We start from the raw sequence: 26,061 nt of genomic DNA, 5'->3' as shown, positions 1-26,061 counted from the left end.
CGGCGTCATGGGAGAACTTGATATGAAAATTGATTGTCGGCAGAAAACGTTAGTTTATGCATGCTCCGGTTGTTCCAATTTAGCGCAACTTGCCAATGATGTAGCTGTCACTCTTGATCGGGAAGGCTCGGCGCAGATGTCCTGTATTGCAGGGGTCGGTGGCAAAGTCAAACCACTAGTCAGAATAGCCAAGTCAGGAAGGCCGATCTTAGCCATTGATGGTTGTCCTTTAATGTGTGTTAAAAAAACATTGTCAACGATTGGTGTATCGCCGGAGTGGCATATCGAACTGACGTCATTGGGTTATAAAAAAATTGAGCATCAAGATTACAGTTTACATGATGCTTACAAGCTTTTAAAAATCATACATCACGATGTACTAAGTACTACAAAGAGAAGTGGGCAATGTTCTTGGAGTAAATTTCACTAATTTCAACTAGGCTTTTAAACCTAATCGTTGTGCCAATTTGTGCAAATTACTGGGATCCACGTCCAATTGTTTAGCTGCCTGAGACCAATTTCCATCATATTGTTCTAAGGTCCGTTTAATCATTTGCAATTGCACCTGTTGTACAGCCTGTTTCAAACTAATCCCTGTTTGCTGTAACGGTTCGTTAATAACGTGATGAGTCGCTACAGGTACTTGGCTATCTATGTCTAGTAGTGTCGAACCAAGCGTAACAATGTCGCTACGTGAAGCTCCCTGACTTAATGCTTTGATTGCTGCACGACTTATTACATGTTCCAGTTCTCGAACATTCCCCGGCCAGTTATAGCTCAGTAAAGTTAATTCTGCCTCACTGTCCAGACGCAAAGCTCGCAATCCCAATCTGCTACGATTTAATTCCAAAAAATGTCCTGCTAACAAAGGTATATCTTCTACTCTTTCGCGTAACGGAGGAATAGGCAGCGGATAAACCGACAAACGATGGTATAAGTCAGCGCGGAATTCTCCATTTTTAATCTGTTCTTTCAAATCACGATTAGTGGCAGCCACTAAGCGTACATCAACTAATTTGGTTTTATCTGAGCCCAACCGCTGGATTTCACCGTTTTGCAGCACCCGTAATAGTTTAGCTTGCACAACTAGCGGTAATTCACCTACTTCATCTAAAAACAGGGTTCCGCCATCTGCCGCTTCGAACCGTCCAGCGCGTTCATTATGAGCACCAGAAAAAGCGCCTTTGTTATGGCCAAATAATTCACTTTCTGCCAAGTTTTCTGGTAAGGCAGCACAGTTTATATACACGAGTGGTTTATTGGCTCGTGCAGAACTGCGATGTAGTTGTCGGGCAAATAACTCCTTACCTACACCGGTTTCTCCAAGCAATAGTACCGGCAAGTCAGAATTCGCGACTACTGCTAGTTCTTGTAAGATTTGCTGCAAAGCTTTGCTTTGTCCTATTAGTTCATAGCGCTGACTGGTGGGTGAAAATGGTTGATCATTCACCTGATGATTTAAACGCAAATCGCGATTAGACTGTTCCAGTTCAGTCATTCTTACAGCCGCCTCTACTAGTAGACTATAACTTTGTAGCTCAAGTATGGTCGTTTGGCTGAAACTCCCTGCATGAAGCGCATCCAGTGTAAGCACTCCCCAGCAGCGCCCCTCAATGTAAATTGAGATCCCCATGCAGTCGTGTACGGGTAATGCCTCGCCTGGCTGATCCAGCAGTAATCCATCGTACGGATCAGGTAGTTCGGAATCAGGATCAAATCTGACAGGATTACGGCTTGCTAAAATGGTTGTTAATCTAGGATGCTGGGCAACAATAAAGCGACGACCTTGAGCTTCGCTTGCTAATCCATACATTGCTACAGGTTTTAATACTTCGTGTTCTAGTTTCAATAGCCCAACTGCACCGCATCCAAAATAGTTCGCCAGAGTGCTGACTAAACGCTGCAATCTTATAGCAGCAGGGAGGTCGGTAACCAAATCTGCAATTAAACTTTCTTTCAACATGGTTATTTTTACCTACTGGTACATTTGACCCTAAATTATTTAGGTTAAATTTACCATACGGGTCATAAAAGCTATATAAATCAAAGTGGGTAGTATTGGCCTGATAATTGCGAAAGGTGACTAGAAATGATTTAACCCAACTAAATTTTAGGAATTACTATGTCACTACTTGATCAGTCTTTAGGCAATATCGCCACGTCCATTGCGGGAGCGACCGCTGTTTTTCACCAATACAAATTAGATTTTTGTTGTGGAGGTGATCATATTTTGCGTGATGTACTGGCTAAACACCACTTGCCTGAACAAGAACTGCTGGATGCTTTTGCAGAGCTGCAGCAACCTATTGATTATACTGACTGGAGAAAGGTATCCAATGCAGAACTAATAGAGCATATTCTCGTTCGTTTTCATCAACGTCACCGTGTACAACTACCCGAATTGATAAGACTTGCAAGACGAGTCGAATATGTTCACACCGATGAAGAATTCTGCCCTGTAGGACTGGCAAATCATTTAGAAGATATGTATCAGGAACTGGAAAGTCACATGATTAAAGAAGAACAAATTCTCTTTCCTATGTTAATCAGAGGTACTTATCCTTCTGGGCCTATTAGTGTAATGGAAGAGGAACATTTGCAACATGGTGATGCCTTGGCGGTAATCGATGACTTAACCAATAATATCACTTTACCAAAAGATGCTTGCAATACATGGACTGCACTATATGTTGGTTTAAAGGAGTTAAAAGAAGATTTGATGCTGCACATTCTATTAGAGAATCAAATTTTATTCTCGCCGCCCCAACATGGTGACCAATACTGTTGTGGTAGTTGTCAATAATATCTAACACTGCACGAATTTATAATGCGGTAGTACAGTGAAACTATTGTTATTATTTTGAGCTGAGCTATTATCAAGCACTCAAATTGAGGATCCTATGACAATAGTTAACACAATAAAGAGCATCCTACTCACCTTGCCAATTTAAGCCGGTCGCATTGATTGTGACCGGCTCGTATTATCTATTGTCAAACCCAATTACATATTCACATAATAGTTTTTATCGCTATTCAGCCATCTGGACTTCAGATTTACCAAGGCGTGTTGCTCTTACGTCAGTTGAGCTTCGCATGTTTATTTAACGCAAACTGATAAAGGCCAACATCGCACCAGCTCAATGGATTTCATAGATAATTCAAACAGTACTGAATAAATCCCAGATTCAACAAACAACTGACATTATGATGCAACATGAGAGATCCCGTTATGAAACAACAACCTGAAATTACAATTTCCTCTGCAGATTTAGCAGAATTGGAAGAACAGCTTGAAAAAGCCAAGTTACCTGCGGAGTTTGTTCGAGCGTTAGAAAACGAACTTGCTCGAGCCAATATTGTGAACAGTAAAGATATGCCAGACCATGTTGTATCAATTGGCAGTCAAGTCACTTTTAAAATTTTAGATAGCGGACGAGTTTTTACTAAAACATTGTGTTTTCCGGCTGATATGCACCTGTATGAAGACAGTATCTCAATATTTGCTCCAATTGGTTCTGCTTTAATTGGTTTGAGTACGGGGCAAAATATTAGTTGGGTTACTCAACGAGGAGAACAACAAGTAGAAATAATCCAAGTCAACTCGAAGAAACCTCTACTGAGCTGATTTATTACGTTAACGCGATAACATTTTATAAGGGAAATAGTGGTGGCCTATATTCACAATACCATTGTAGATTTAAAACAAAGCAGCCCTGCTCAGTCAGAGTTTTATCAAGCGGTTGAAGAAGTCTTAGAATCGATTAGTCCGATTTTAGATAGCAATTTAAACTACCAGCAGCAAGCTATTATTCAACGTATGGTTGAACCTGAGCGACAGATTATGTTCAGGGTTCCCTGGGTGGATGATAGTGGTAATATTCAAGTGAATAAAGGTTACCGAGTCGAGTTTAACTCGGCGTTAGGCCCGTATAAAGGAGGCTTAAGATTTCATCCGAGTGTGAATGCCAGCATTATTAAATTCTTGGGGTTTGAACAAATTTTTAAGAATGCATTGACCGGGCTACCAATAGGTGGCGGCAAAGGTGGTGCGAACTTTAATCCTAAAGGCCGTTCAGACAATGAAGTCATGCGTTTTTGCCAGTCCTTCATGAACGAACTATACCGCCATATTGGCCCAACGACAGATGTTCCTGCCGGAGATATAGGCGTAGGAGCCCGTGAAATAGGGTATATGTTTGGCCAATATAAGCGACTAACTGGTCGTTATGATGGCGTATTAACCGGTAAAAGCCTGCTTTGGGGAGGCTCGTTAGTGCGTAAAGAAGCAACAGGATATGGTGCAGTTTATTTTGCAGACCACATGCTAAATGCCCGAGGAGAAAGTTTACAAGGACAACGATGCCTTGTTTCAGGATCCGGTAATGTTGCAATCTATGCCATGGAAAAACTATACCAGTTAGGTGCCACACCGATCTGTTGTAGTGACTCTTCGGGTACGCTTTATCATCAGGAAGGCATCGATCTAAAGCTAGTAAAGCAAATCAAAGAACAGCAACGAGGAAGTTTAATAGAATACTTGAATAATCACCCTGATGCCGTTTATACCCCCACATCTGATTACCCTGCTGACGGCCATGCAATATGGCGTTATCAAGCCGATGCTGCCTTTCCCTGTGCGACTCAGAACGAACTGACCGAAGCTGATGCTGAAACCTTGCTAGATAATGGCTGCAAAACGGTGAGTGAAGGTGCCAATATGCCCTCAGCGCAGAAGGCCGTTGACTTATTTATTCAATCAAGTATTGCTTACGGTCCTGGTAAAGCAGTCAACGCCGGTGGTGTTGCAACAAGCCAGTTGGAAATGGCACAAAATGCCAGTATGCAATCATGGTCTTTTGAACAAGTTGACCAAAAATTACAGCAGATTATGAAAAATATATTTATTACAACAATCGATACTGCAAGGGAATTTGGTCAACCTAATAATTTGGTATTAGGTGCCAACATCGCAGGGTTCCGTCGCGTTGCTCATGCCATGATTGAGCAAGGAGTTGTTTAACTTTTCTTAACCAAAAAAGACATTGTTGGTCTAGTTTTTTGGTGGCGAGTCATCCTGATACTCGATTCATTACCTCGATAAGCCGGAATACTCATAAAATTTAAACAATATAAATCAAAACTATTGCAGGGTGTGGTGGGATGTTTTCTTCACTACACCCATTATTAAATCAATAATTTCAGGACAGATATTTTCGGATCTCATTTCATTCTTATATGAGAGCAATAATTCGCAGGCAAACCTGAACTCCAAGGTATCCATGTAGTATCGCATTCCAACTGCTTTTTTCTGGTCATAAAGATTGTTGGCGATAAACTCCATTCCTGTAAGTAGGTACTTTACTGCCATTGAGTCTGAAGTTATTGGGCCGTGATCACTATTACGTGACGACATAGAGCGCCCGAGTCTTAACATACTAATGGGACAAGCGCATGTTGTGAAAAACTGAAGAATGGCTTGACCTGTAGCATCAATCGCTGGTTCAACTTGATGTCCTTGAAAATACTTATCTTCCCAGAAAACCCATTCACCATCGGTTAAATTCATTTGATATTGAAATTCAGTGTCTAACTGTTTTTGAATATCCTTACTGACCAATGCAGTAAAATCACAAATGTGGTAGTCCATAATTAATTTCCACTATGCTGTTTACTAGCTGGATAGCTTTCTTCGAAAACCGATAACCGACCACGAAGTTCAGAATTTTCTATTAACAACTTGGCATTTTGGTCTGCCAAATCTTGAAGGTCTTTTTGGACGTCATCCAGCTCATTTTCTAGTTGCTTAATAGACATATCCGCAGAAACCTCAGCTTCATTGAGAGTGGCTACCCTTTGCTCATGATCTTTCTCCATTGTTTTTAACCGCTTCTCAAATACCTGTTGGCTAACGATATAGGCTTCGACAGTTAATTGCTCAATCGCTGTTGATACGCGTTCCATGAGTTGTACCGCGTTGCTTGAATACTCATTAGGTAAAGAGTCTAATGTCACTTCGGTTTTGGGATCTGGTAGTAACTTTTGACTACGCTTTTGTACAAAACCCTCCCAAATGGATTTGATACGCATCAGGCCACCTCTGTAGCCAAGATGCACTCGGATTGCGCCGGGGTTAGCTGCCTTGCCCAGCTTTTCAATTTCCAGTCCGGCCTGAATAATGGCCTTCTCGGTAACCTCTGGATGACGTGCCATAACTTTAATTCCTTTAATTTAATTAATTTGTTGCCTGGGTGCGAAGCACTTCAGCAGTGTTGCAAAAGGCGGGTATAAATCCGTCACCACAAAAGCCGTCAGCACTTTGTTTGTCGACTTTTTGCAGAAATTTGGCGACCCGGGTACGAGGCTTGAAACCAAAGCGAGCCCTGGGCGAGTGACAAGTCCAGGCATGGCGAAGTTGGTTCGCAATAGTCGGAGCCGAGAGCGCAAGAGTACGAAGTGGATTTGCGCAAATTTCCAGCGTCAGGTGGCTGTGGTCAACAAGCTGACCGATTGCTGTGCGCGTAAGATCAGGTGTTAGTGTTTGAGTTTTCCCAATATCATGCAACAAAGCAGCCGTCACCGCGATATCGCGCTCCAAAGGAGTCAGATCCATGATCCCTGCAATGTTCCAGGCGGCTTCGACAGAATGCTCAATTAATCCACCAGCATAATTGTGATGAAAATTTTTGCTTGCAGGACATTGTATATAACGCAGGCCTATTTGCGGTTGGAGGATCACCTCTTGTACAAATTGTTGAAGCAGCGGATTCTGGATCCGGCTAACAAATATAATCAGCGCGTCAAACGCAACAGGTTTTGGGCAAAGTGAACGAGGCAGCGCGGACAGATCGCGTCCCAAACTTAAGCATGTTGTGATGGGCTGTAGATCTTTGCATCGAAAGTAAGCTGCTCCCATGTTTTGGTACAACGCTGCTTCAACATGCACCATGGTGTTAGGTTGCAAATTACAGTCCAGCAACACTGGTGACGTGCAAAAAACGCGAAAGTCGCTGGTGGCATCGGACACTGTTAATACTGTCACAGGATTGCCAGCCTGATCGGGTTTGGTGACCAGGCCAGTCAGGAAATACCGGCCAGAAAACCGCTTATACTCAGGAACATCAACTAGCAAAGGCTGCATGGATTCAATTTTTAAGGCGCGCATAGTGCCCTCCTATTATCAGGATAATGAAGAAAACAAAGTGAATTATTGAGAGGGGGCTTAGCCCTTTTGATTGCGGATAGTATTAAACATCCGGTCAGCAGCCGAGCCATCCTGACGCGTGAGGTTGGGGACATATCTGCTATATACGCGGAACAGCATTTCGGTGTTGGAATGCCCCATTTGTTTTGCAATCCACTCGGGGCTCTCACCAGAAGCCAACCACAGCGTGCCAGCTGTATGGCGCATCTGATAGGGGTTACGCTTTGGCAGTCCTAGGTGGCGCAATAGTGGATACCATACGCGTTTGGTGACGGCATTGTGATTCAGCGGTGTGCCTTTGCCGGTGCAAAAAACGTATTCCCGATGCGCAGTATTTTGTAGCATGTTTTTAAATGCGTCGAATACCGGTTGACTCATTTGAATGTCACGTTGGCTAAAGTCATTTTTGGTATATTCTTCCCGTCCATCCACAACGGTTTCGCGAATGTAAATCAACCTTTTAGCAAAATCCACGTACTTCCATTTCAAACCATCAATTTCACCTGTACGCATACCGGTAAAAAAGCGCACCGCAAAATAATCTCGAAAATCCGCCCGTACATTATCCAGAATTAAATTAATCTCTTCCGGACTGAAAGGCTGAATGTCCGATTTAGGCACTTTGAGTAGCTTGATATCCCGATATGGGCTGCTAAATTCAAAACGATCCGCAGCTTCGGCTAGAATAATCCGCATTATTTTCATGTGACGATTCACATGAGAATGTGACAACAATTCACCATTCTTTTTTCTGGACTTCGCCAGTTCAGCGCGAAATGCCAGTAAGTCTGCCTTACTGATAGCATTCACTTTCTGCTTGCCAAAATGAGGAAGCAGTCGATTCACCATTACATAACGAACAGTATCCGTGTAGCTGCGGCGCCATTGGACTTCCATTTCTTTAAACCAAATATTAGCGAATACTTCAAAAGTGGGACATGCATCTTTCGTAGCTAACGTACCTTCCACATGTTGAATTTTTTTCAACAAGAAACTGTTAGGAAAGGTTTTAGCATAATCAAAACAACCCAATAGAATATCGGCTTGTATCTTGTCTAATACCACCGCAAGTTTTTTTCTATTTGCAGGTGTATCAGACAGATTGGTCTGCTCACGACAACGCACATTGCGATAACGGAAATCCAGGTAGAGCTTTCCGGTTTCTTTGCGAACATTGATACTAGCCATGAGCACGCCCTCCATTAGACATAGGAATCGCCATCGCCTGTTGCGAAAACTTGCACATGTCCCGCTGAATCGCCTGCCAGTCATACAAAATCTTCCGACCGCCAAACGGTCGGATGTAATGAGTGCCCTCAATAAGGACAGAATCTTTTAACTGCTCACGAATAGTGCGGCAGTCGTATTTGATACGTTCTGATAATTCAGATGTTGTCAGATAGTTTTGAGTCATGCTTCATATCTCCATTTTTGAGTCATTTATGATTCAAATGAATCTAAATTGAGTTATATAGCTAATTTATGACTCTGTCAAGCTTTATTTAACTCTTATGTGACGCATATGGTATTATTAAGATTCAATTGATCCATATATGAAAATAAGAGCGTGATTAGAATTCTTTTTCGCCAACAATTAGATGAAAAAAGTTTCCGAGATGGTAAGCGCATCACGATTGGAGATGTTGCTGAACAAACGGGAATAAGCAGAGCAACAATTACCAGAATTGCTAATGTTCCTGGTTACAATACAAATACCGACACGATCAACTTGTTGTGTAATTACTTTGAATGTGAACCTAGTGAATTACTTCAATTGGTTAACCCGCCTACAAGTGATAGCGAAAAAATGAAGTGACTAACTAATATAGGTTTCCAAAATCATATTGTTAGAAGAAAATGTGTCGGTAGTACAAAAAAACAAAATAAAGTAGGTATGTTCTAATCGTTCAAGGAAGTAAGGGAGTCGTTTGAGCGCAAGCAATATTACTTATTACTCAAAGCAGGCAGAAAGCTTAAGTGCCCAATATGACAATGTCAGTTTTACTGATGTGCATTGTGATTGGTTAACGCATTTACCAGATAAAGGCTGGGCATTAGATGTGGGCGCGGGCTCTGGTCGTGATGCGGCTTATCTTGCTAATAAAGGTTTGAGTGTTGTCGCTGTTGAACCGGCCGAAGGCATGCGTTCGCTCGCTCGAAATAAATATCCACAACTTAATATCCATTGGCTAGACGATACTCTTCCTGAATTACAAAAAGTCTTTGCCCTACAAATTAAATTCGATCTAATTTTGCTGAGCGCCGTGTGGATGCACATTGCACCATCTAATCGTGAACGCGCTTTTCGAAAACTCAGTACATTGTTGAAACCGAATGGCAAGCTAGTTATATCCCTGCGTCACGGTGAATGTCATGACGAACGTGTAATGTATGAGGTGACGACGTCAGAACAGGCGCAACTAGCCAGTAAATTTGGTTTATCTTATGAGCTAGCTACCGCACAGGTTACAACAGATAAACTAGGTCGTAATGACGTAAATTGGGAAACCGTTGTACTTACTTTGCCTGATGATGGCACGGGAGCTTTTCCGCTAATACGCAATATTGTTGTTAACGATAACAAATCCTCTACGTATAAATTAGCCTTGTTACGTTCCTTATTGCGCATTGCTGAAGGGCATCCAGGAGCTGTTATAAGCCAAACTGATAACTGTGTTGAATTGCCTTTGGGTTTGGTGTCGTTGTATTGGATGAAGTTGTATAAACCTTTAGTAGATACCTTTGCTATGCAACAAAATAGCAATACGAGTAAGGGACTAGGTTTTATCAAAGAAACCGGCTGGCGACAGCTAAAGTCTTTATCAAATAATGACATATTTCTCGGTGCCAATTATTCTAATAGTGACGTAAAGCTTGCGACTAGTCTGCATCAAACGTTAAAAGATATCAGTAACACCATTAAAGATATGCCGGTGAAGTACATCACCTTGCCTGGTACTCAAGAAGCTGTATTTTCGGTAGAAACGAAAGCGCATCGAAAACCCTGTGTGCTAACTCTTGATAGCAATTACTTATCCAGTTTTGGATCATTTTATCTTCCCAAAGCAATTTGGGACGCCATGGCACAATTTAGTGTGTGGATAGAACCAGCTCTGTTAAATGAGTGGGTGGCGCAAATGGAAAAATACAGTGAAAACAACGCTAAGGCGTTTACTCGCCAGCAATATTTTGAAGCATTACGTTGGGATAACCCACAGCGAAACACCACCAAAGTGCGTCAACGTATTGATACTTTAATGGCGCAGCAGAAGGTACATTGTGTGTGGTCCGGTAAGCGGCTCAAAACAGCAGGGCAATATGCAGTTGATCACGCTATACCTTTTGCCCGTTGGCCAAATAATGATTTATGGAACTTGCTACCCAGTAATAGCCAAATTAATCTTAAAAAATCAGATAAATTGCCCAGCGCCTCAAAGCTAAACAGTTGCCGAGCAGATATCATCCATTGGTGGCAATCAGCTTGGCAGAATGATTCAACCGAGTTTTTCACTCAAGCGAAATTTGCATTACCCCTGCTTCCAAACCAGAGCACTAGTTTTAGTGATGTATTTGAAGCTTTGTCAATTCAACGCGATCGATTGAAGGACTTGCAACAATTGGTAGAGTGGAATTAAAACAAGTAAGGACGCCACTTCAGAACGGCGCGGAAGTGCTTAGTATTTAGACCGCGAATCATTTATGCATAGTTGTTTTTCTACCATCGCTCAAATATGCACATAGTGTTGCCTTAAGTAGAAAATATCTATATTAAAAATAACATTGCATTATTTTAAAGGGCGGTACGAAATTAATTTTAAAGTGTGATTAGGTGTCATTTAGCCCACTTGATGGGTGAAAAAAATGAAGATCATGGATGTGGCCAGAGAAACCGGCCTCAATCGAAATACAGTTACGCTTCTATACAAAGAGACCGCTCATCGCATCGACCTTGATGCAATCGATAAGCTATGTGAATTGTTTGATTGTGAAGTGGGTGACTTGTTGAAAAAATCGACTAATTAGCAATTAGTCTGAATGGTAATGCTTTAAGTGTAAAAATTATTATTTCATGTAAGATGATTTACAAATGAATTGGAATAAGCAATTGAGCAGTGCATACACTTTTTACATGGCTTGGTAATCGCGATATTGAAAACATGGAGCAAGAGCAAAACGCTGCTATTGTTTCACTTGCGACAAAATCTGAAATTCCATTTGATAAAATCGTAATTCTTTCTAATAAAGACGAAGCTAAGTGGGACTCGTTTGAGCGCTTTTTGAAAAAGCGTATGGCGATGTTAAGCCGACCATCAGAAGATATTAAAATCCACTTAGCGCACATCCAAAGTCCGATTGATTATCAGTCTATTTCAATCGAAACAGAAAAGTGGATCACAAAGTTATCAGAAGAAGCTGACACGCTCTCGATCAATCTAACATCTGGCACACCTGCAATGACAACTCTTTCTGTGCTTCATGGAAAGGGCAAGTCTAATACACGCTTTGTGCAATCGTCCCCGAAAAACGTTATTGAAGAAGTCGCAATACCACTAGATTTCGGTAAAGAATACGTAAAGTCTGCCTCGAAGAACATTGCGCATACAGCGACCTCATTACCTAAGGTGCAAAAAGCGTTTTCAGAATTAACGGCGAACTCAAAAATAATGACAGATGTGGTTCATAAAGCCAAAAGAATAGCTGCGTCTGAAGTACCTGCCCTTATCTTAGGTGAAACAGGTACAGGTAAAGAGCTAATGGCAAATGCTATCCACAAAGGGAGCCTTAGAGGAAACAAGCCCATAAGAGTCGTCAACTGCGGAGCGCTTGCTGAAAACCTAGTCGATTCAACACTGTTTGGTCATAAAAAAGGTGCGTTTACTGGCGCAGATAAAGATTATGCAGGTCTATTTGAACAAGCCAATGGCGGTACTTTATTTTTGGATGAAGTCGGAGAGTTAAAACCTGATATACAAGTTAAGCTTCTGAGGGCATTGCAGCAAGGGGAAATTACCAGACTTGGTGATACAAAAATGATTAATGTTGATGTGCGTGTTATTGCTGCTACCCACCAAGATTTAACCACCCTGATTGAACAAGGGGGTTTTAGAGAAGATCTGTTTTACCGCCTAGCTGTGGGCATTATAAATATGCCGCCACTAAGAGCTCGAATAGAAGATATTCCAGTAATAGTAGAACAACTGACAGACCAAATTAATGAGTCGGGGTCCAAACACCCGGACTATATAAGTAAAAATGTTTCCGAAAATGGAATTAAATTTATTTTATCACAATCTTGGTTAGGTAATATTCGTGAATTATGGAGCACATTGAACAGGGCTTTTTTGTGGACGGATTCAAAATTTGTGGGTGAAAAAGAACTATCTAAAGCATGCATAAACAGGAGAGTTGGTGAGCAAAATAATGACGTTTCTCTTTCTTTCAATGATAAGGTAGATATAGTTCAACTAACTGAAAAATATCAGAAAAAATATGTCGAAGCGGCATTAAAAGCAAGCGGAAATGTCAAAAAGCACGCAACAAAAATGCTGGGATTAAAAGATCATCAAACGCTAACAAATTGGATGAAGCGGTTGGGGGTCCAAAATGAAAAAGAACAATAATTTCGAACTTGGCACTGTGCTTGCCATATAGGTAGTGACACAAGGATTAATCAGGAATGAAGCAATCAATGAATTTTGAACACATCCAGAACAAATGGCCAGAGTTACATCAGCTTGCTGCATTTGCAGAAGAATATGCCATTAGCGACCCTCAAAGTGCTTTGGTCAAATTACGCTGCTTTGCTGAAAAAGTGGTGGGCTATTTGTATAAAGAGCTTCGCCTGCCTGTATTTCCGAATTCCAACATATACGACAAGTTAACAGCGGACGAATTCACATCAGTTGTACCTAGGGAAATCACAGATAAGCTTCATGCGATTCGTAAAAGCGGTAACCAAGCTGCCCATGAAGGTAAAGTCGATCAGCAACAAGCGGTTTGGATATTAAAAGAAAGCTATTTCATCGCATCCTATCTATATGTTGTTCATGGTCCGGGTAAAGCCGAAAATTTACCAGAGTTTAAAAAGCCAGTACCAAAACAATCAGCTACGCAATCTGATAGCGAGTTTGCAAAGAAGAATAAGCAACTAGAAAAGAAAATAGTTGAAAATGAGGCTCGCCTTAAAAAAGCTTTGGAAGAGCTGGAGGCAGCGGAGCAGGCGCAAAAACAAGCTCAAATTGAAGCAGCTAAATTAAAACAATCAATCGACCACGCTAAAATTGAGGAAGTTCAGAAGAAGAACAAAGTTATTACTTCCGCTATCGACTTTAACGAAGCTGAAACTCGCGCCCGTATTATCGATATGGATTTACGCGCAGCGGGTTGGAATGTATCACTAGACGAAGCCAGTACCGATGAAGTCGGCAAAGAAGTAGAAGTCGCTCATCAGCCAACAGCTACGGGTATTGGTTATGTTGATTATGTGCTGTGGGATGATGATGGCAAGCCGTTGGCAGTTATTGAAGCGAAGCGTACTCGTGAGTCTGTAGAAAAAGGCCGAGAACAAGCAAAAATCTATGCTGATGCCCTAGAAAAAGAACATGGTCAGCGCCCTGTAATATTCTATTCAAATGGCTACGACATTCGTATTTTAGACGATGCCCAAGGCTATAATAGTCGCAAACTTTACGGTTACTACTCAAAAGACTCGTTGCAATACCTTATAAAGCAACGAACTTTGAAAAAAGATCTCAACCAAACGCCTATCGATACTGATGTGGCTGGCCGTATGTACCAAATGGAAACCATATCGCGTATATGCGAACGTTTCACTAACAAGCATCGGAAATCGCTTATCGTACAAGCGACAGGTACTGGCAAAACCCGTGTATCTATCGCATTGGCAAAACGCCTGCTAGATGCGGGTTGGGCAAAGCGTGTTTTATTCCTATGTGACCGTAAAGAGTTACGTAAACAAGCTGGGAATGCCTTTAACGAACATACCAAAGAGCCGCTTTATGTGGTGGGTAAAAGTAAAAAAGGCGCGGCAGATAGCGCCCGTGTTTTTATCGCTACCTATCCGGGCATGATGCGTATATTCCAAAAGTATGATGTCGGCTATTTTGATTTAATTGTTGCCGATGAATCTCACCGCTCAATTTACAATGTATACGGTGATATTTTTAAATACTTTGATGCGTTAGAAGTAGGCTTAACGGCAACCCCAGTCGAGATGGTGTCTCGTTCAACCTGTCAGTTATTTGGTTGCGACTTTAAAATGCCGACGGCCAATTACCCACTAGAACAAGCGATTGAAGACGGTAACTTAGTCCCCTACAAAATCGTAAGCTTTACCACTAAATTCCTGCGCGAAGGGATTAGCAAAGACAATCTAACTGACGAGCAAATTGCCGAACTGGAAGAACAGGGTATTGACCCTAATGAGTTGGACTTCGATGCCAAACAAATCGATGAAGCGGTAAAAAATAAAGATACCAACCGTGTGATATTGCGAAACCTGATGGAAAAAGGGTTGCGTGATGTAGACGGACAACTGCCCGGCAAGACCATTGTCTTTGCCCGTAACATAGCACACGCTGAACTTATGGCTAACCTATTTGCTGAAATGTATCCGCAATTAGGTAATAACTTCTGCCGCGTTATTCACTCAAAATATGAGCGAGCCGAAGAGCTAATTGATGATTTTAAATCGTCAGAAGAGAATAGCCTGCGTATCGCGGTATCAGTCGATATGCTTGATACAGGCATTGATGTACCTGAATGTGTCAACCTTGTATTTGCCAAGCCAATTAAGTCGAAAGTGAAATTTTGGCAAATGATTGGCCGAGGTACGCGTTTGTGCAAAGACCTCTATGGTGCTGGCAAAGATAAAACACACTTCTTGATTTTCGATCACTGGGAAAACTTCGAATACTTCGATATGGACCCAGAGGAAGAGGACGTAAAACAGTCTAAATCGTTAACGCAAAAGTTATTTGAATCACGCTTGTTGTTGGCTGAAACCTCACTTAAAAAAGCCGATGTAGCCACCTTTGATGAAGTAATAAAGCTTATCCATCAAGATGTGTGTTCACTACCTATGCATTCCATAGCGGTGCGTGACAATTGGCAGTTAGTTGAAGCGTGCAAAGACGAAAAATACCTCAATCAGTTTGCCCCAGAAACTAAAGCAAGTCTCTATGAGCATATTGCACCACTGATGCAATGGCGCAATATCATGGGGCAAAGTGAAGCGTATAAATTTGATAATGAAATCACGGTAGTTCAAACATTGTTGTTTACCGACCCCAGTCAGATCGATTTAGCACGTCAGGCCCTAATGGGTAAAATTGAGAAGCTGCAAATGCACTTAAATGAGGTGCGAGCAAAAGCCGCGTATGTTGCTGAGATTCAAAATGAGCAGTATTGGCAAGAACTAAAGTTTACAAAGTTAGAGCAAAGCCGCAAAGCGCTGCGAAGCATTATCCACCTGCGTGATAAAGGCAAAAAGCCGGAAACTGTCGATTATGTTATCGATGTAAAAGAGCAAGTCAGTGAGATCCGGGAGACTTTTCGTCCCACAAAAATAGTTTCTATCGATTATCAAATTTTCCGCCAGGAAGTAGAAAAAACCTTATCACCGTTGTTTGAAACGGATCAGGTGCTTAAGAAAATCCGAGCTGGTGAATTCGTATCTGAAGATGATCTTGCGCAGCTTAACTCACTGGTACATACCCAAAACCCGAATGTGGATTTGAATACCTTAAAGGAGTTTTTCCCCGAATCGACAGCTTCATTAGATAAAATCTTGCGCACCATAGTGGGTATGGACAAAGACGCAATTGAGAGTGAATTTACGCATTTTGTTCAACAAACCCACACCCATATGAATGCCAAGCAGCAGCGCTTTATTAGCATGCTTAAAAATCATCTGGTGCGCTACGGTGCTATTCAGGTAGAGCAGTTATATGATGCGCCCTTCACTAGCATCCACGACATGGGCTTGGACGGCGTATTCAATCAGGCGCAAGCCGATGTCATTGAGCAATTTATTAAGCAGTTCAATGTGGACTTGGGCCGTAAAGCCCAGAACATTGAAAAAACCATTAGCAACGAATCCCTTTAAAAGTTAGAGCAGTACTAGAGGAACACAGATGATCACAGGCCCGCTAAAAAGCAAAATCGATAAACTTTGGGAAGAGTTTTGGACTGGCGGTATAACCAACCCCCTCACCGTGATTGAGCAGATCACTTTCCTGATGTACGCACGTTTGTTAGACATGAACGAACAGGCCGACGAAAAGCGTAGTCAACGCACTGGCAAGTCATTCAATCGCCGTTTCAATCAACAGCAGCAACATCTGCGCTGGCAAAACTTCCGCCATTTAGGGGCGGGTGAATTGTATAAACGGGTTAAAGATGAACTGTTTCCGTATTTTGCCGAAAGCTCTGCCAGAGATAACGAAGGTTCACTGTTTGCTGAATTTATGAAAGATGCGCAGATGATGATCCAAAAGCAGAGTCTGTTGGTCAAAGCCGTGGAAATGGTTAACGACCTGCCATTGGACAATGCGGATACCAAAGGCGATCTATACGAATACTTGCTTAGCAAACTCACCACTGCTGGTATCAATGGTCAGTTCAGAACGCCGCGCCATATCATTAGAGCGATGGTGGAAATGATGGATCCGGGCGTTACCAGCCGGATTTGTGATCCGTCTACCGGTACCGGAGGATTCTTGGTGAGTGCCTATGAGTACTTGCTACAAAAATACACATCGCCAGAAACAGTGGAACGTGAACCTCTGTTTGATACAGACGGCAAACCGTTGTTGGATATCAATGGAAATCCCGTTGAAAACCTCCTCTATTCCGGAGACTTAATTGACGCTGAAGAGCGTGAACATATCGATACTGACATGTTCCACGGCTTCGATTTTGACGCCACCATGTTACGTGTCGCCGCCATGAACCTGGTCATGCACGGCATTAAACAACCAGATATTCATTATCAGGACACCCTTAGTCAAAGCTTCAAAGAGCGCTTCCCCAAAGAAGCTAAAGAAGGTTTCGACATTATTCTCGCCAATCCACCATTTAAGGGCAGCCTGGATGAAGAGGATGTCTGTCCGGATATTCTGCGCAAAGTGAAAACCAAAAAGACTGAGTTACTGTTTGTTGCGCTGATAGAGAGCATGCTGAAAATAGGCGGCCAGTCGGCCACAATCGTTCCTGACGGTGTGCTGTTTGGATCATCCAACGCCCACCAACAACTACGACAGTTATTGGTGGAAAAAAACCAGTTGGAAGCAGTTATTTCCCTACCCAGCGGGGTATTTAAACCTTACGCTGGGGTATCCACCGCCATTTTGATTTTTACCAAAGGCGGCAGCACCGACCATGTCTGGTTTTACGATGTGCTGGCTGACGGCTTTTCGTTGGATGATAAACGCACCCCCATCAAAGCCAATGACCTGCCGGATTTAGTTAAGCAGTTTAAAGCCCGTGATAAGGCCATTGCAGGCACTGAGAAAAACGATAAGTCCAAAAAAGCGTTTTGGGTCAGCAAAGATGAGATCAAAGCCAATAAATACGACCTCTCGATTAACCGCTACAAAGAAGTCAAGTATGAACAGGAAGAGCATGAAGATCCCAAGGAGATCTTGGGCAAGTTAATGGCCCTCGAAAATGAGATTCTGGCTGACTTAAAAGAGCTGGAGAAGATGCTGTGAGTTGGCCGTTGGTTGAAATTGGAAAACTTGTTAGCAAAGTCAACTCATGGAATCCGTTAAAGTCTGATTTAGAAACGGAGTTTGATTACATTGATTTAAGTTCGATTGACAAGGATCGCAAGATCGTCGATTTGAATGCCGTAACAAAGATTGAACCGCAGAATGCTCCTAGTAGAGCGAGACAATTGGTTGCTACTAATGATGTACTTGTAGCAACAGTGAGACCAAATCTAAATGGCGTAGCTCATATTGAAAGCGCGCTTGATGGAGCGACGGCTTCAACTGGCTATTGTGTATTGAGACCGCTACCCAAAAAGTTAGATAGTAGATATTTATTTCACTGGGTGCAGAGTTACTCTTTTGTCGCTGACATGATGTCCAAGGCAACTGGTGCCAATTATCCTGCTGTGTCTGATAAAGTGATAAAGCAAAGTTTTATCCCACTCCCACCACTCGATGAACAAAAACGCATTGCTGCGATTTTGGATAAAGCGGATGCTATCCGCCGCAAACGCCAGCAAGCCATCCAACTCGCCGACGACTTCCTCCGCAGTGTCTTCCTAGATATGTTCGGCGACCCTGTTACTAATCCACGAGGCTGGAAACGTAAGAAGCTTAAAGAATTTGCTGACGTAACTACCGGTAACACTCCATCACGTAAGGTGCCAGAGTATTTTGGAGGCGAATTAGAGTGGATAAAGTCTGATAATATAAATACTCCATCACACATACTAACGACAGCAACAGAATTCTTGTCACCTGAAGGTGAGAAAAAAGCTCGAACAGTTGAGAAAGGTTCAACGCTTATTACTTGTATCGCAGGTAGTTTCGAATGCATAGGCAATGCAGCCATTGCAGATAGAAAGGTCTCATTTAATCAGCAAATCAACGCAGTAACCCCGAAAAGTGAATATGTCCGAGAATGGTTTCTTTACGCATTAATTCTTTTTTCCAAAAAAATAATTCAGAGCGCTTCGACAAATTCTATGAAAGGTATGGTTAGTAAAGGAAAGCTTGAGGAGGTTGAATTTATATTGCCGTCACTCGATATGCAGGTACAGTTTGAAGAACTATTCGACAAACAAATTAAATTGCGTGACAGAATAAATGTGAGCAATTTAGTTAGTGTTCAAAACTTCAATGCTATTAGTTATAAAGCATTTGCTGGAAATTTGTAGTGACTGATATGGAAAATGGTAAAAGGAACTTAGTTTTTATAAGTCATGCAACGCCAGAAGATAACCACTTTACCCTTTGGCTATCGACTCGGTTGAAGTTGTTGGGATATGAGGTTTGGTCAGATGTCACACAACTGTTTGGTGGGGAGAAGTGGTGGGAAGACATTGCCGAAGCTATTCATGCCTCGACAATAAAATTTGTTATTGTGATTACCAGAACATCCCTGTCGAAACTCGGTGTACAACGGGAAGTTGAACTTGCATTGCAGGCTGAATCTGCACATCGGCTAACCAATTTTATCATCCCTATTATTATTGATGACTCAGAATTTGGTGGTCACCCTTACGGTTTATCTGACAGGAACATTATTCCCTTTTCTAAGGGGTGGGGATTCGGCTTTGAACGACTAGTGGAAAGGCTTGAGCGCGATAGTACTCCAAAAGAAAGCAAACCTTGTGACTTGGGGGCTGTGCTTGCGGCAATCCGGATACCCACCGCAACTGTTGAGCAGGCCAGAGACACTGCTATCAGCAATACTCTTCCAATAACCAACTTGCCAGACGAATTGAATTTCTTCCGTTTGCCTGGGGATGCAAAGTTATGGCGAAAACAGTTAGCGATGTGCCCGTTTGCATGGTTTGAATGGGGAGGAATGTTAGCAACTTTTGCGGATCATCAAGATATTACCCCTTTCCTTCCAAAGTATGTGATACCAAGCAAGTCTCCAAAGCTAAACTTACCTGACGTGCTGAGCGACGGGATACGGAATCATAAAGAGTTTCTTCGTGGTGAAGTCATTAAGAAGGTCAATAATCTTATTGCTGAGAGCTGGAACCATGCAATGAGAGAGAAAGGCTTGAACAAGTACGAGCTGTCGAATGGACGCGCGTCATGGTTTTTTCCTGCGAATGATAGCAATGAGGGGCTAATACAATACCCCGATCAGAATGGTCAACTTCGACGAAGGAAAATATTAGGGTTCAGTGGTAAGAACAAGGTTTATTGGCACTACGCTATTGAGGTGAAAGTTCATTACGGACAAACGGCAAAACTCAGCCTTATCCCACATGTCGTATTTACCGAAGATGGACGCAATCCAATTGCCGATAGCGCTAAGATGCACCGATTGCGCAGAGGGTTTTGCAAAAACTGGTGGAACCCCCGTTGGAGAGAGCTTCTTCTGCTTTATGTACATCTTTTATCTGAAAGCTGCTCTGAAATAACACTATCTCTGGGTGAAGGAAAATCTATTAGTTTTTCGAGTCGGCCTAATATGGTTGAAATGTGTTACCAGCTTTGTACTTCGCAACCTACCTCAAGTGAGCAAGATGACGAAGTGGACATAGAAGTCGATTTGATGGATACGGTTGATGACGATGATGAATGAAGCGTGTATAGAATTGCTTGAAGAGCCTGAGTTATCTTTTGGTTACCAACAAAAAGCACCATTTGCTAAAGATGGTCTGCTTTGGTTTGGACCATTAAACAATGAAAATTCACCAACTTCGATACGTATCGGATTTGTAGGAACTCCCCGTGGGTTAGAGCTGTATGAACGTTGGATTAAACAGGTAAATTTACCGATTGAATCCACTTCTGATGCTGCGCATCATATTCCGTTTCCTGGATTCGAGGCTATTTTTGGCGCTAAGTGGCCAGAAAAGCCTGCTGCTACCATACGTATTCCAGAGCAAAAAATCACCCAAACTATTCGTATAAAAGATCGGCATCAAGCTATTTATAACACCGTTTCCATATTTGAAAATGAAATTAGGCGGCATATTAATGAAGAAGACGCTGCGGTAGATCTATGGTTTGTTGTGATTCCTGAGGAAGTTTACAAATATGGTCGTCCTCAATCACGTATTCCGGGGTCTTTGGCCGAACAATCTCCGCAGCTAATGAATGCTAGGCTTGCGCACAAACTTTCTTCTCAGCCCTCATTATTCGATGAAGACAATGAAACAGCAGAGCTTTATCGTTATGAATTAAATTTTCATAACCAGCTTAAAGCAAGGTTATTAGATGCTAAAGCAGTGGTACAGGTGGTGCGCGAAACGACACTAATGCCAGAAGCCTTTGTTGAGAACGGTAGGCCCGTAAGACAGTTGCAGGACAAAGCATCTGTTGCCTGGAATCTCTGCACGACTGCTTACTTCAAGGCATCAGGACGTCCCTGGAAACTGGCAAATGTGCGTCCTGGAGTTTGTTATGTTGGCTTGGTGTTCAAAAAAGATGAGACCAGTATCGACAGTCAGAATGCGTGTTGCGGTGCTCAAATGTTTCTGGATTCGGGTGATGGTGTTGTATTTAGGGGGGCAGTTGGCCCCTGGTATTCGACTGAAACAAAACAGTTTCATCTTCCTTTTGAAAAGGCAAAAATCATTGCTGAGCAGATAGTCGCTGCATATGAAAGGGATCATGGTATCCCACCAAATGAGCTATTTATTCATGGCAAAACCCGGATCAGCCAAGATGAATGGGATGGGTTTCGTGCTGGTGTACCAGAAGGAACAAAAGTAGTATCCATTCGGATATCACATGAAAAGCACTTCAAGTTGTATAGCCCTACTGATCACCCCTTGGTAAGAGGAGCGTTTTACTTAGTACATAAACGAAAAGGGTACTTGTATTCCAAGGGTTTTGTTCCAAGGCTCGGCACCTATCCTGGTCGGGAGGTTCCCAACCCGCTTGCTGTTGAGATATCGTTTGGTGACGCCGACATCAGACAAGTACTGAAAGATATTCTTGGTCTTACAAAAGTTAATTTTAATCGTTGTGATTTTGCTGATGGAGAGCCTGTCACCCTTCGTTTTGCGGACCAAGTTGGTGAAATACTGACAGCAACTCCAACCGCCCATGATTTACCACCTCTTCCCTTTAAGCACTACATATAAGCCAGAACTAAGATGCGTATAACCAAACTATCCCTTACTAACTTTAGATCATTCAGTACTAAGCAAACCATAGAGTTTGCACCCCTCACACTGCTTTTTGGCCCGAATAGCGTCGGCAAGAGTTCTGTTCTGATGGCCCTTTTTTATTTGCATCATATTATTGGGAAAGGCAATTGCAATCCTTTGCGGCTAGAAGCGCTGGACAACAAGTACATCGGAGGGTTTAAAAATCTTGTACATGGTCGTCAATTGGATAAAAGCATCATAATTAGAGTTGAGTTCGATAAGCAGGGTCAGGTCGGCAGTGGGTATGGATTTTTGTCTGATTTGATTGAAGGTGTTGAGTTAGGAATCTCTAGTCCATCTGTCGCTGCTGAGTCGATGGCGCTGGAATTTGAGATTTCTTGGTCTAAAGCTGCTGATGCAGCATACATTTCACGTTATACCGTTTCATTCGATGGTCAAGATTTAGCTGAAGTTACTAGTGATGCTGGCTTAAAGCAGCCAGTAATCAGTGCGCTCAACTATCTCCATCCGTTATTGTTGCCTGAAAACCATGATGATTGGTTATTGGAGTGCTTTGATTTTAAGAGTCCGATTCATGAAGATCTTTTTGATACGTTGTGTGAATTGAAAGGCATACACGTTCCCTCCCATAGAGAAATAACGCAAGGGGCTGACAGGCCATTTGAAAATGATGAGGATGCACTCGAAATTTCGAGTACAGCCTACACAAGTGAATTTCACGAACTGATAAATGAAGGGCGTATTACAACCACAGATGTAATCGCAGGGGTCAATTATATTTGCTTCGCTGGACATGAGCTAACGCACGTACCGATAGGCATAAAAGGTTTTGCTGGAGCGTTATTAGAACAGGGGAAAAAGTTAAACGCTGCTTTTACTATTGATAATGGGACTCTTAATGAACTGGTAATTGAGTTATTCAGTGATTTGCTGGTTGCCCCCTTGGACAATCTCAAACGTATTCTGGATGACAGTCTATGTATTGGACCGATTCGCGAGATTCCAGATGCGCTACGCCAACCTAACTCGGATATCCAAAGGAAAGATTGGTACAACGGCATTGCAGCATGGGATGTGTTAGCCAACAATGATTTCAATGTGTTGAAAGCTGTTAATTCTTGGATCTCCGATGATTCGAAGCTGGGGCTAGGAATAGAATTGGTAATGGAAGCGCATATCAACTATTCAGTCAGAGAAAAGATTAATTCAGGGATGAGGTTCCAAGACGTTCACCAAAGGCTAGTCAATGAACGATCAAAAGTAGCTAACAAGGATTTTGCGAATTTCGACAATATTGAATGGAAGTGGTCTAACAATCTTTGGGATACAAAACGACAGATAACAGTCAGTGCAGCAGATTTAGGTGTAGGCGTTTCTCAGTTAATGCCGGTAATTGTAGCGGCATTGAGCCGCAGCAAAGGTATCGTAGCAGTCGAACAACCTGAACTTCACATCCACCCTAAGCTACAAGTAGCAATTGGTGATCTTTTAACGCAACTTAAAAGTGCGCCAAGCTTTCTCATTGAAACGCATAGTGAGCATTTGATTTTGCGCCTACTTCGCAGAATCAGGGAAAGCAATGAGGGAACACTCCCAAATGACCTTCAGCAAATTCAGCCGAACGATATTAGCGTAATATTTCTATCAAATGAAACTGATGGCGTAAGTGCTAGAAGGATTTGCATCACCGATGACGGTGATTTTAGCGAGGAGTGGCCAGGAGGCTTCTTTGACGAGCGCGATGAGGAGTTGTTCTGATGTATCAGGAGGTTGCAGTTGATCCGAAATGTTTGAGCGAATATCACTACTACGGTCTTTTGAAAGAACGATTTGGTTTTGAAGCGGGGAGGTACGTAATCGCTCCTGTGCGAGAATGGGCTAGGGAGGCTTTTATTGCAGCAAAAAATTCTAAAGAACTTCAGCCAGTAAAAAAGAAGTCGATTATTAATTTTTTGAACAAGCTACAGAAATGCAAGGGTCAGGACCGGTTTGCTTTGCCGATACATAGGTCTGAAATTAATGTTGAAAACTGGACAGATTGGTGCACGAAACAAACAGAATACTTACCGTTTAACTCAATCCTTTCTGAGCAATTCGAAGGCGCTATCGGGTATGTGGATATAATTGAAAGGCATGCTAGTTGGCATCTTCCGCCGACCGTAACCATCAATAGGACTAGCCAGGAAATCAGCGCTTGTATTGCACCAATTGTTCGATATGGGGGAAACCTCACGATAGTTGATCAATATTTTTGCTTTGCACCAAACCCTGTTTTACACAATATATTTTTGATGTTGCAACAATATCAATCTATTCGAAGTATCACCCTTGTAACTGCAATAGATGTTGCGCAGCCTGGAGTTGTGTTTAAACGCAATTATGTCGATAACTTCAAACTATTACCAAATTTCTCGCTGGTAATTGCTCCGGAGAAGTTCTTCCATGATAGGTATCTTATGACTGAGTATTGTGGCATCAAATCAGGGCATGGATTTTCTCCGGGAGCCATTCAAGGAGCGCAAGCTGATAAGCTCAGTATCAGTTTGTGCAGTAAACATGAGTGTGAAGTGACACATCAATGGATTGAAGCGATAGTCGCAGATGGGAGAGCAAGAAAACTTGGGCTTACCGATAAGTAATAGAGTTAAATGCAACTACTAATATCAGCATCAAATGCACTTGCGAGATGGTTAAAAGCAGACTTTCCCCGTTTGCCTGCCTCATCTGGTAAGCAGGTAGGAGTCAATACTCTGCAAAGTACTTTTCAGCAGTTTTGCTGGCAGATCCACATTATCGAAAACCGATACAAATCCATTGAAAAGACCATTATTGCGACTGAAGCTAACAGCAGGTTCACGCTATTTTTACCTGTAGAGAAACCGTTGACCGTAGGAGAACTTGAATCACGGTTATTCATGGAGTGGCAATACGTATTAGCTGAAACCCTGGAGACTCAGCGTCTATTGCAACGGGGCGATATTGCTAAGTTACTCAGTGATATTGGTGATGTCGAATTTAAATTCGAATGGGTAAAGAATACCGATCTCAGTATCAATGGCCATATTACTGATGCTGGCTTGTGGGTTACGCAAACTCTAGATGACAGACAGATAAGATATCTCCCGCCAGAGCTAGCCTTGGATATTGCCGTTTATTTTAATTCCCAGCCTAAACGAACCAAGTCGAGTAAGCAGCGCTTTGTGCCGGTAGAAGGTTTATTGGAATATTGTCGGACTTTAGTGAAAAGGAAGCATCTTGAAGATGTGAGTGAAGCTAACTCAAGTGATGGCAGCGATACGTCCAATGTAATTTATTTAAAGAATATTAAAAAGTAACTTATTTTACATAAAAGTAAATTTTATATTTTTTAAGATGATGGATTTATAGTTAACTGATTGATTTATAGTTACATTTATGTTTGGCTTGCTTTTGGCATTACTAGGGGTGAGGTGTTATCTACATCAACCCGGAGGCTGGCATGTCATTTGTTGTCAATGAAAACTTTAATACTAGATCAACGTTAATCGCAAACTTGCAAGACGGTACACGGTTTGTGTTTTCGCAAGGTAGATTTGACCGTTGGTGTATTTACCATATAAGGGATAACAAAGCCCACGCAGTCAGGGATGAAGAAGTATTTAAGGTGATGCGTCATTACGCATCCGGCCACTCTCGCTTTGTGCTTTATCGGGATTTTTTGAGCATATTCAATAGCGTGACAAATCAAGTCAATTATGATTTAGTTGGAAGAATTGCCTATCTTTCCAAGGCTTACCCAAAACCCCAAGAGGTGCAATTCATTCTGTTATTTTTATATGCAGGAATGATAGCCGAAGAGAACAAAGAAAAAGCAATACTCAAAAAATTTATTAAACGCTTAGGTGTACACCAAGTGCTTATTGAAGGAATGAATCCGACAGTTGCGGCCAGTTTTTCCAGAGGAAAGGGCTGGCGGGAGTTGAAGTTGGAATGTCAGGTCAGAGGGTTCTATGCGAAGTCTGACTTTATGAAGTTAAGCGCATAA

At 42.2% G+C, this 26,061-nt stretch carries 23 protein-coding genes; 17 read left to right on the top strand and 6 right to left on the bottom strand.

Annotation, left to right across the window (positions count from 1 at the left end; all coding sequences use genetic code 11):
- The first annotated feature begins 22 nt into the window (after positions 1-22).
- Positions 23-430 carry a putative zinc-binding protein gene (locus ACTD55_RS05440; protein WP_438863300.1) on the top strand — a complete coding sequence of 136 codons (408 nt, stop codon included), beginning with the start codon at positions 23-25 and terminating at the stop codon, positions 428-430.
- Between the two features lie 6 nt (positions 431-436).
- Here ACTD55_RS05440 and norR read toward each other — a convergent pair whose 3' ends face one another.
- Complete coding sequence (gene norR / locus ACTD55_RS05435) at positions 437-1,963, bottom strand: nitric oxide reductase transcriptional regulator NorR (RefSeq protein WP_438863299.1); 1,527 nt, start codon at positions 1,961-1,963, stop codon at positions 437-439.
- 159 nt (positions 1,964-2,122) lie between these two features.
- Between norR and ytfE the strand changes: the two genes are divergently transcribed.
- The 3 genes from ytfE (at position 2,123) to gdhA (ending at position 5,020) form a co-directional block, all read left to right on the top strand.
- A complete protein-coding gene (gene ytfE / locus ACTD55_RS05430) occupies positions 2,123-2,803 on the top strand; it encodes an iron-sulfur cluster repair protein YtfE (protein WP_438863298.1) in 681 nt (226 codons plus the stop codon).
- Between the two features lie 426 nt (positions 2,804-3,229).
- Positions 3,230-3,625, top strand: a complete 396-nt coding sequence (rnk, locus tag ACTD55_RS05425; RefSeq protein ID WP_438863297.1) for a nucleoside diphosphate kinase regulator — start codon at positions 3,230-3,232, stop codon at positions 3,623-3,625.
- 42 nt (positions 3,626-3,667) lie between these two features.
- The gene (gene gdhA / locus ACTD55_RS05420) at positions 3,668-5,020 is read left to right on the top strand and encodes an NADP-specific glutamate dehydrogenase (RefSeq protein WP_438863296.1); all 1,353 of its coding nucleotides are present in this window, start codon (positions 3,668-3,670) and stop codon (positions 5,018-5,020) included.
- A 120-nt stretch (positions 5,021-5,140) separates the two neighbouring features.
- Here gdhA and ACTD55_RS05415 read toward each other — a convergent pair whose 3' ends face one another.
- The 5 genes from ACTD55_RS05415 to ACTD55_RS05395 are packed head-to-tail and all read right to left on the bottom strand — an operon-like array spanning position 5,141 to position 8,615.
- A complete protein-coding gene (locus ACTD55_RS05415) occupies positions 5,141-5,647 on the bottom strand; it encodes a hypothetical protein (RefSeq protein ID WP_438863295.1) in 507 nt (168 codons plus the stop codon).
- 2 nt (positions 5,648-5,649) lie between these two features.
- Positions 5,650-6,210, bottom strand: coding sequence for a DNA-binding protein (locus tag ACTD55_RS05410; RefSeq protein WP_438863294.1), 561 nt, complete (start codon positions 6,208-6,210; stop codon positions 5,650-5,652).
- Between the two features lie 22 nt (positions 6,211-6,232).
- Complete coding sequence (locus tag ACTD55_RS05405; RefSeq protein ID WP_438863293.1) at positions 6,233-7,162, bottom strand: HD domain-containing protein; 930 nt, start codon at positions 7,160-7,162, stop codon at positions 6,233-6,235.
- A gap of 57 nt (positions 7,163-7,219) precedes the next feature.
- Positions 7,220-8,389: an Arm DNA-binding domain-containing protein gene (locus ACTD55_RS05400; protein WP_438863292.1), complete on the bottom strand. Its 1,170-nt coding sequence runs from the start codon at positions 8,387-8,389 to the stop codon at positions 7,220-7,222.
- Positions 8,382-8,615, bottom strand: a complete 234-nt coding sequence (locus ACTD55_RS05395; protein WP_438863291.1) for a hypothetical protein — start codon at positions 8,613-8,615, stop codon at positions 8,382-8,384. The genes ACTD55_RS05400 and ACTD55_RS05395 overlap by 8 nt, the downstream gene beginning before the upstream one ends.
- 153 nt (positions 8,616-8,768) lie before the next feature.
- Here ACTD55_RS05395 and ACTD55_RS05390 point away from each other — a divergent pair, with 153 nt between their 5' ends.
- The 13 genes from ACTD55_RS05390 to ACTD55_RS05330 all read left to right on the top strand — a co-directional run bounded on the left by ACTD55_RS05390 (position 8,769) and on the right by ACTD55_RS05330 (position 26,061).
- Positions 8,769-9,017, top strand: coding sequence for a helix-turn-helix domain-containing protein (locus tag ACTD55_RS05390; RefSeq protein WP_438863290.1), 249 nt, complete (start codon positions 8,769-8,771; stop codon positions 9,015-9,017).
- Positions 9,018-9,129: 112 nt separating this feature from the next.
- Positions 9,130-10,836 (top strand): methyltransferase domain-containing protein, encoded by a 1,707-nt coding sequence (locus ACTD55_RS05385; RefSeq protein ID WP_438863289.1) that lies wholly within the window; start codon positions 9,130-9,132, stop codon positions 10,834-10,836.
- Positions 10,837-11,062: 226 nt separating this feature from the next.
- Entirely contained in the window at positions 11,063-11,224 is a 162-nt protein-coding gene (locus ACTD55_RS05380) for a helix-turn-helix domain-containing protein (protein ID WP_438863288.1), read from the top strand.
- A gap of 89 nt (positions 11,225-11,313) precedes the next feature.
- Positions 11,314-12,822 (top strand): sigma 54-interacting transcriptional regulator, encoded by a 1,509-nt coding sequence (locus ACTD55_RS05375; protein ID WP_438863287.1) that lies wholly within the window; start codon positions 11,314-11,316, stop codon positions 12,820-12,822.
- A gap of 68 nt (positions 12,823-12,890) precedes the next feature.
- Complete coding sequence (locus ACTD55_RS05370) at positions 12,891-16,328, top strand: DEAD/DEAH box helicase family protein (protein ID WP_438863286.1); 3,438 nt, start codon at positions 12,891-12,893, stop codon at positions 16,326-16,328.
- Between the two features lie 28 nt (positions 16,329-16,356).
- Positions 16,357-17,934, top strand: coding sequence for a type I restriction-modification system subunit M (locus ACTD55_RS05365; RefSeq protein WP_438863285.1), 1,578 nt, complete (start codon positions 16,357-16,359; stop codon positions 17,932-17,934).
- Positions 17,931-19,112, top strand: coding sequence for a restriction endonuclease subunit S (locus ACTD55_RS05360; RefSeq protein ID WP_438863284.1), 1,182 nt, complete (start codon positions 17,931-17,933; stop codon positions 19,110-19,112). The genes ACTD55_RS05365 and ACTD55_RS05360 overlap by 4 nt, the downstream gene beginning before the upstream one ends.
- An 8-nt stretch (positions 19,113-19,120) precedes the next feature.
- Positions 19,121-20,500 carry a toll/interleukin-1 receptor domain-containing protein gene (locus ACTD55_RS05355; protein WP_438863419.1) on the top strand — a complete coding sequence of 460 codons (1,380 nt, stop codon included), beginning with the start codon at positions 19,121-19,123 and terminating at the stop codon, positions 20,498-20,500.
- Entirely contained in the window at positions 20,484-22,010 is a 1,527-nt protein-coding gene (locus ACTD55_RS05350) for a hypothetical protein (RefSeq protein ID WP_438863283.1), read from the top strand. The genes ACTD55_RS05355 and ACTD55_RS05350 overlap by 17 nt, the downstream gene beginning before the upstream one ends.
- Positions 22,011-22,022: 12 nt before the next feature.
- A complete protein-coding gene (locus ACTD55_RS05345) occupies positions 22,023-23,795 on the top strand; it encodes a DUF3696 domain-containing protein (protein WP_438863282.1) in 1,773 nt (590 codons plus the stop codon).
- Positions 23,795-24,676, top strand: a complete 882-nt coding sequence (locus tag ACTD55_RS05340) for a hypothetical protein (protein ID WP_438863281.1) — start codon at positions 23,795-23,797, stop codon at positions 24,674-24,676. Before ACTD55_RS05345 ends, ACTD55_RS05340 begins: the two co-directional genes overlap by 1 nt.
- Positions 24,677-24,685: 9 nt before the next feature.
- Entirely contained in the window at positions 24,686-25,372 is a 687-nt protein-coding gene (locus ACTD55_RS05335) for an amino acid adenylation (RefSeq protein ID WP_438863280.1), read from the top strand.
- Between the two features lie 143 nt (positions 25,373-25,515).
- Positions 25,516-26,061: a DUF7004 family protein gene (locus tag ACTD55_RS05330; RefSeq protein WP_438863279.1), complete on the top strand. Its 546-nt coding sequence runs from the start codon at positions 25,516-25,518 to the stop codon at positions 26,059-26,061.

Origin of the sequence: Neptunicella sp. (assembly GCF_048268085.1) — a bacterium.
Taxonomy (GTDB): Bacteria; Pseudomonadota; Gammaproteobacteria; order Enterobacterales; family Alteromonadaceae; genus Neptunicella.
This window is presented reverse-complemented; position numbering and strand designations above follow the sequence as displayed.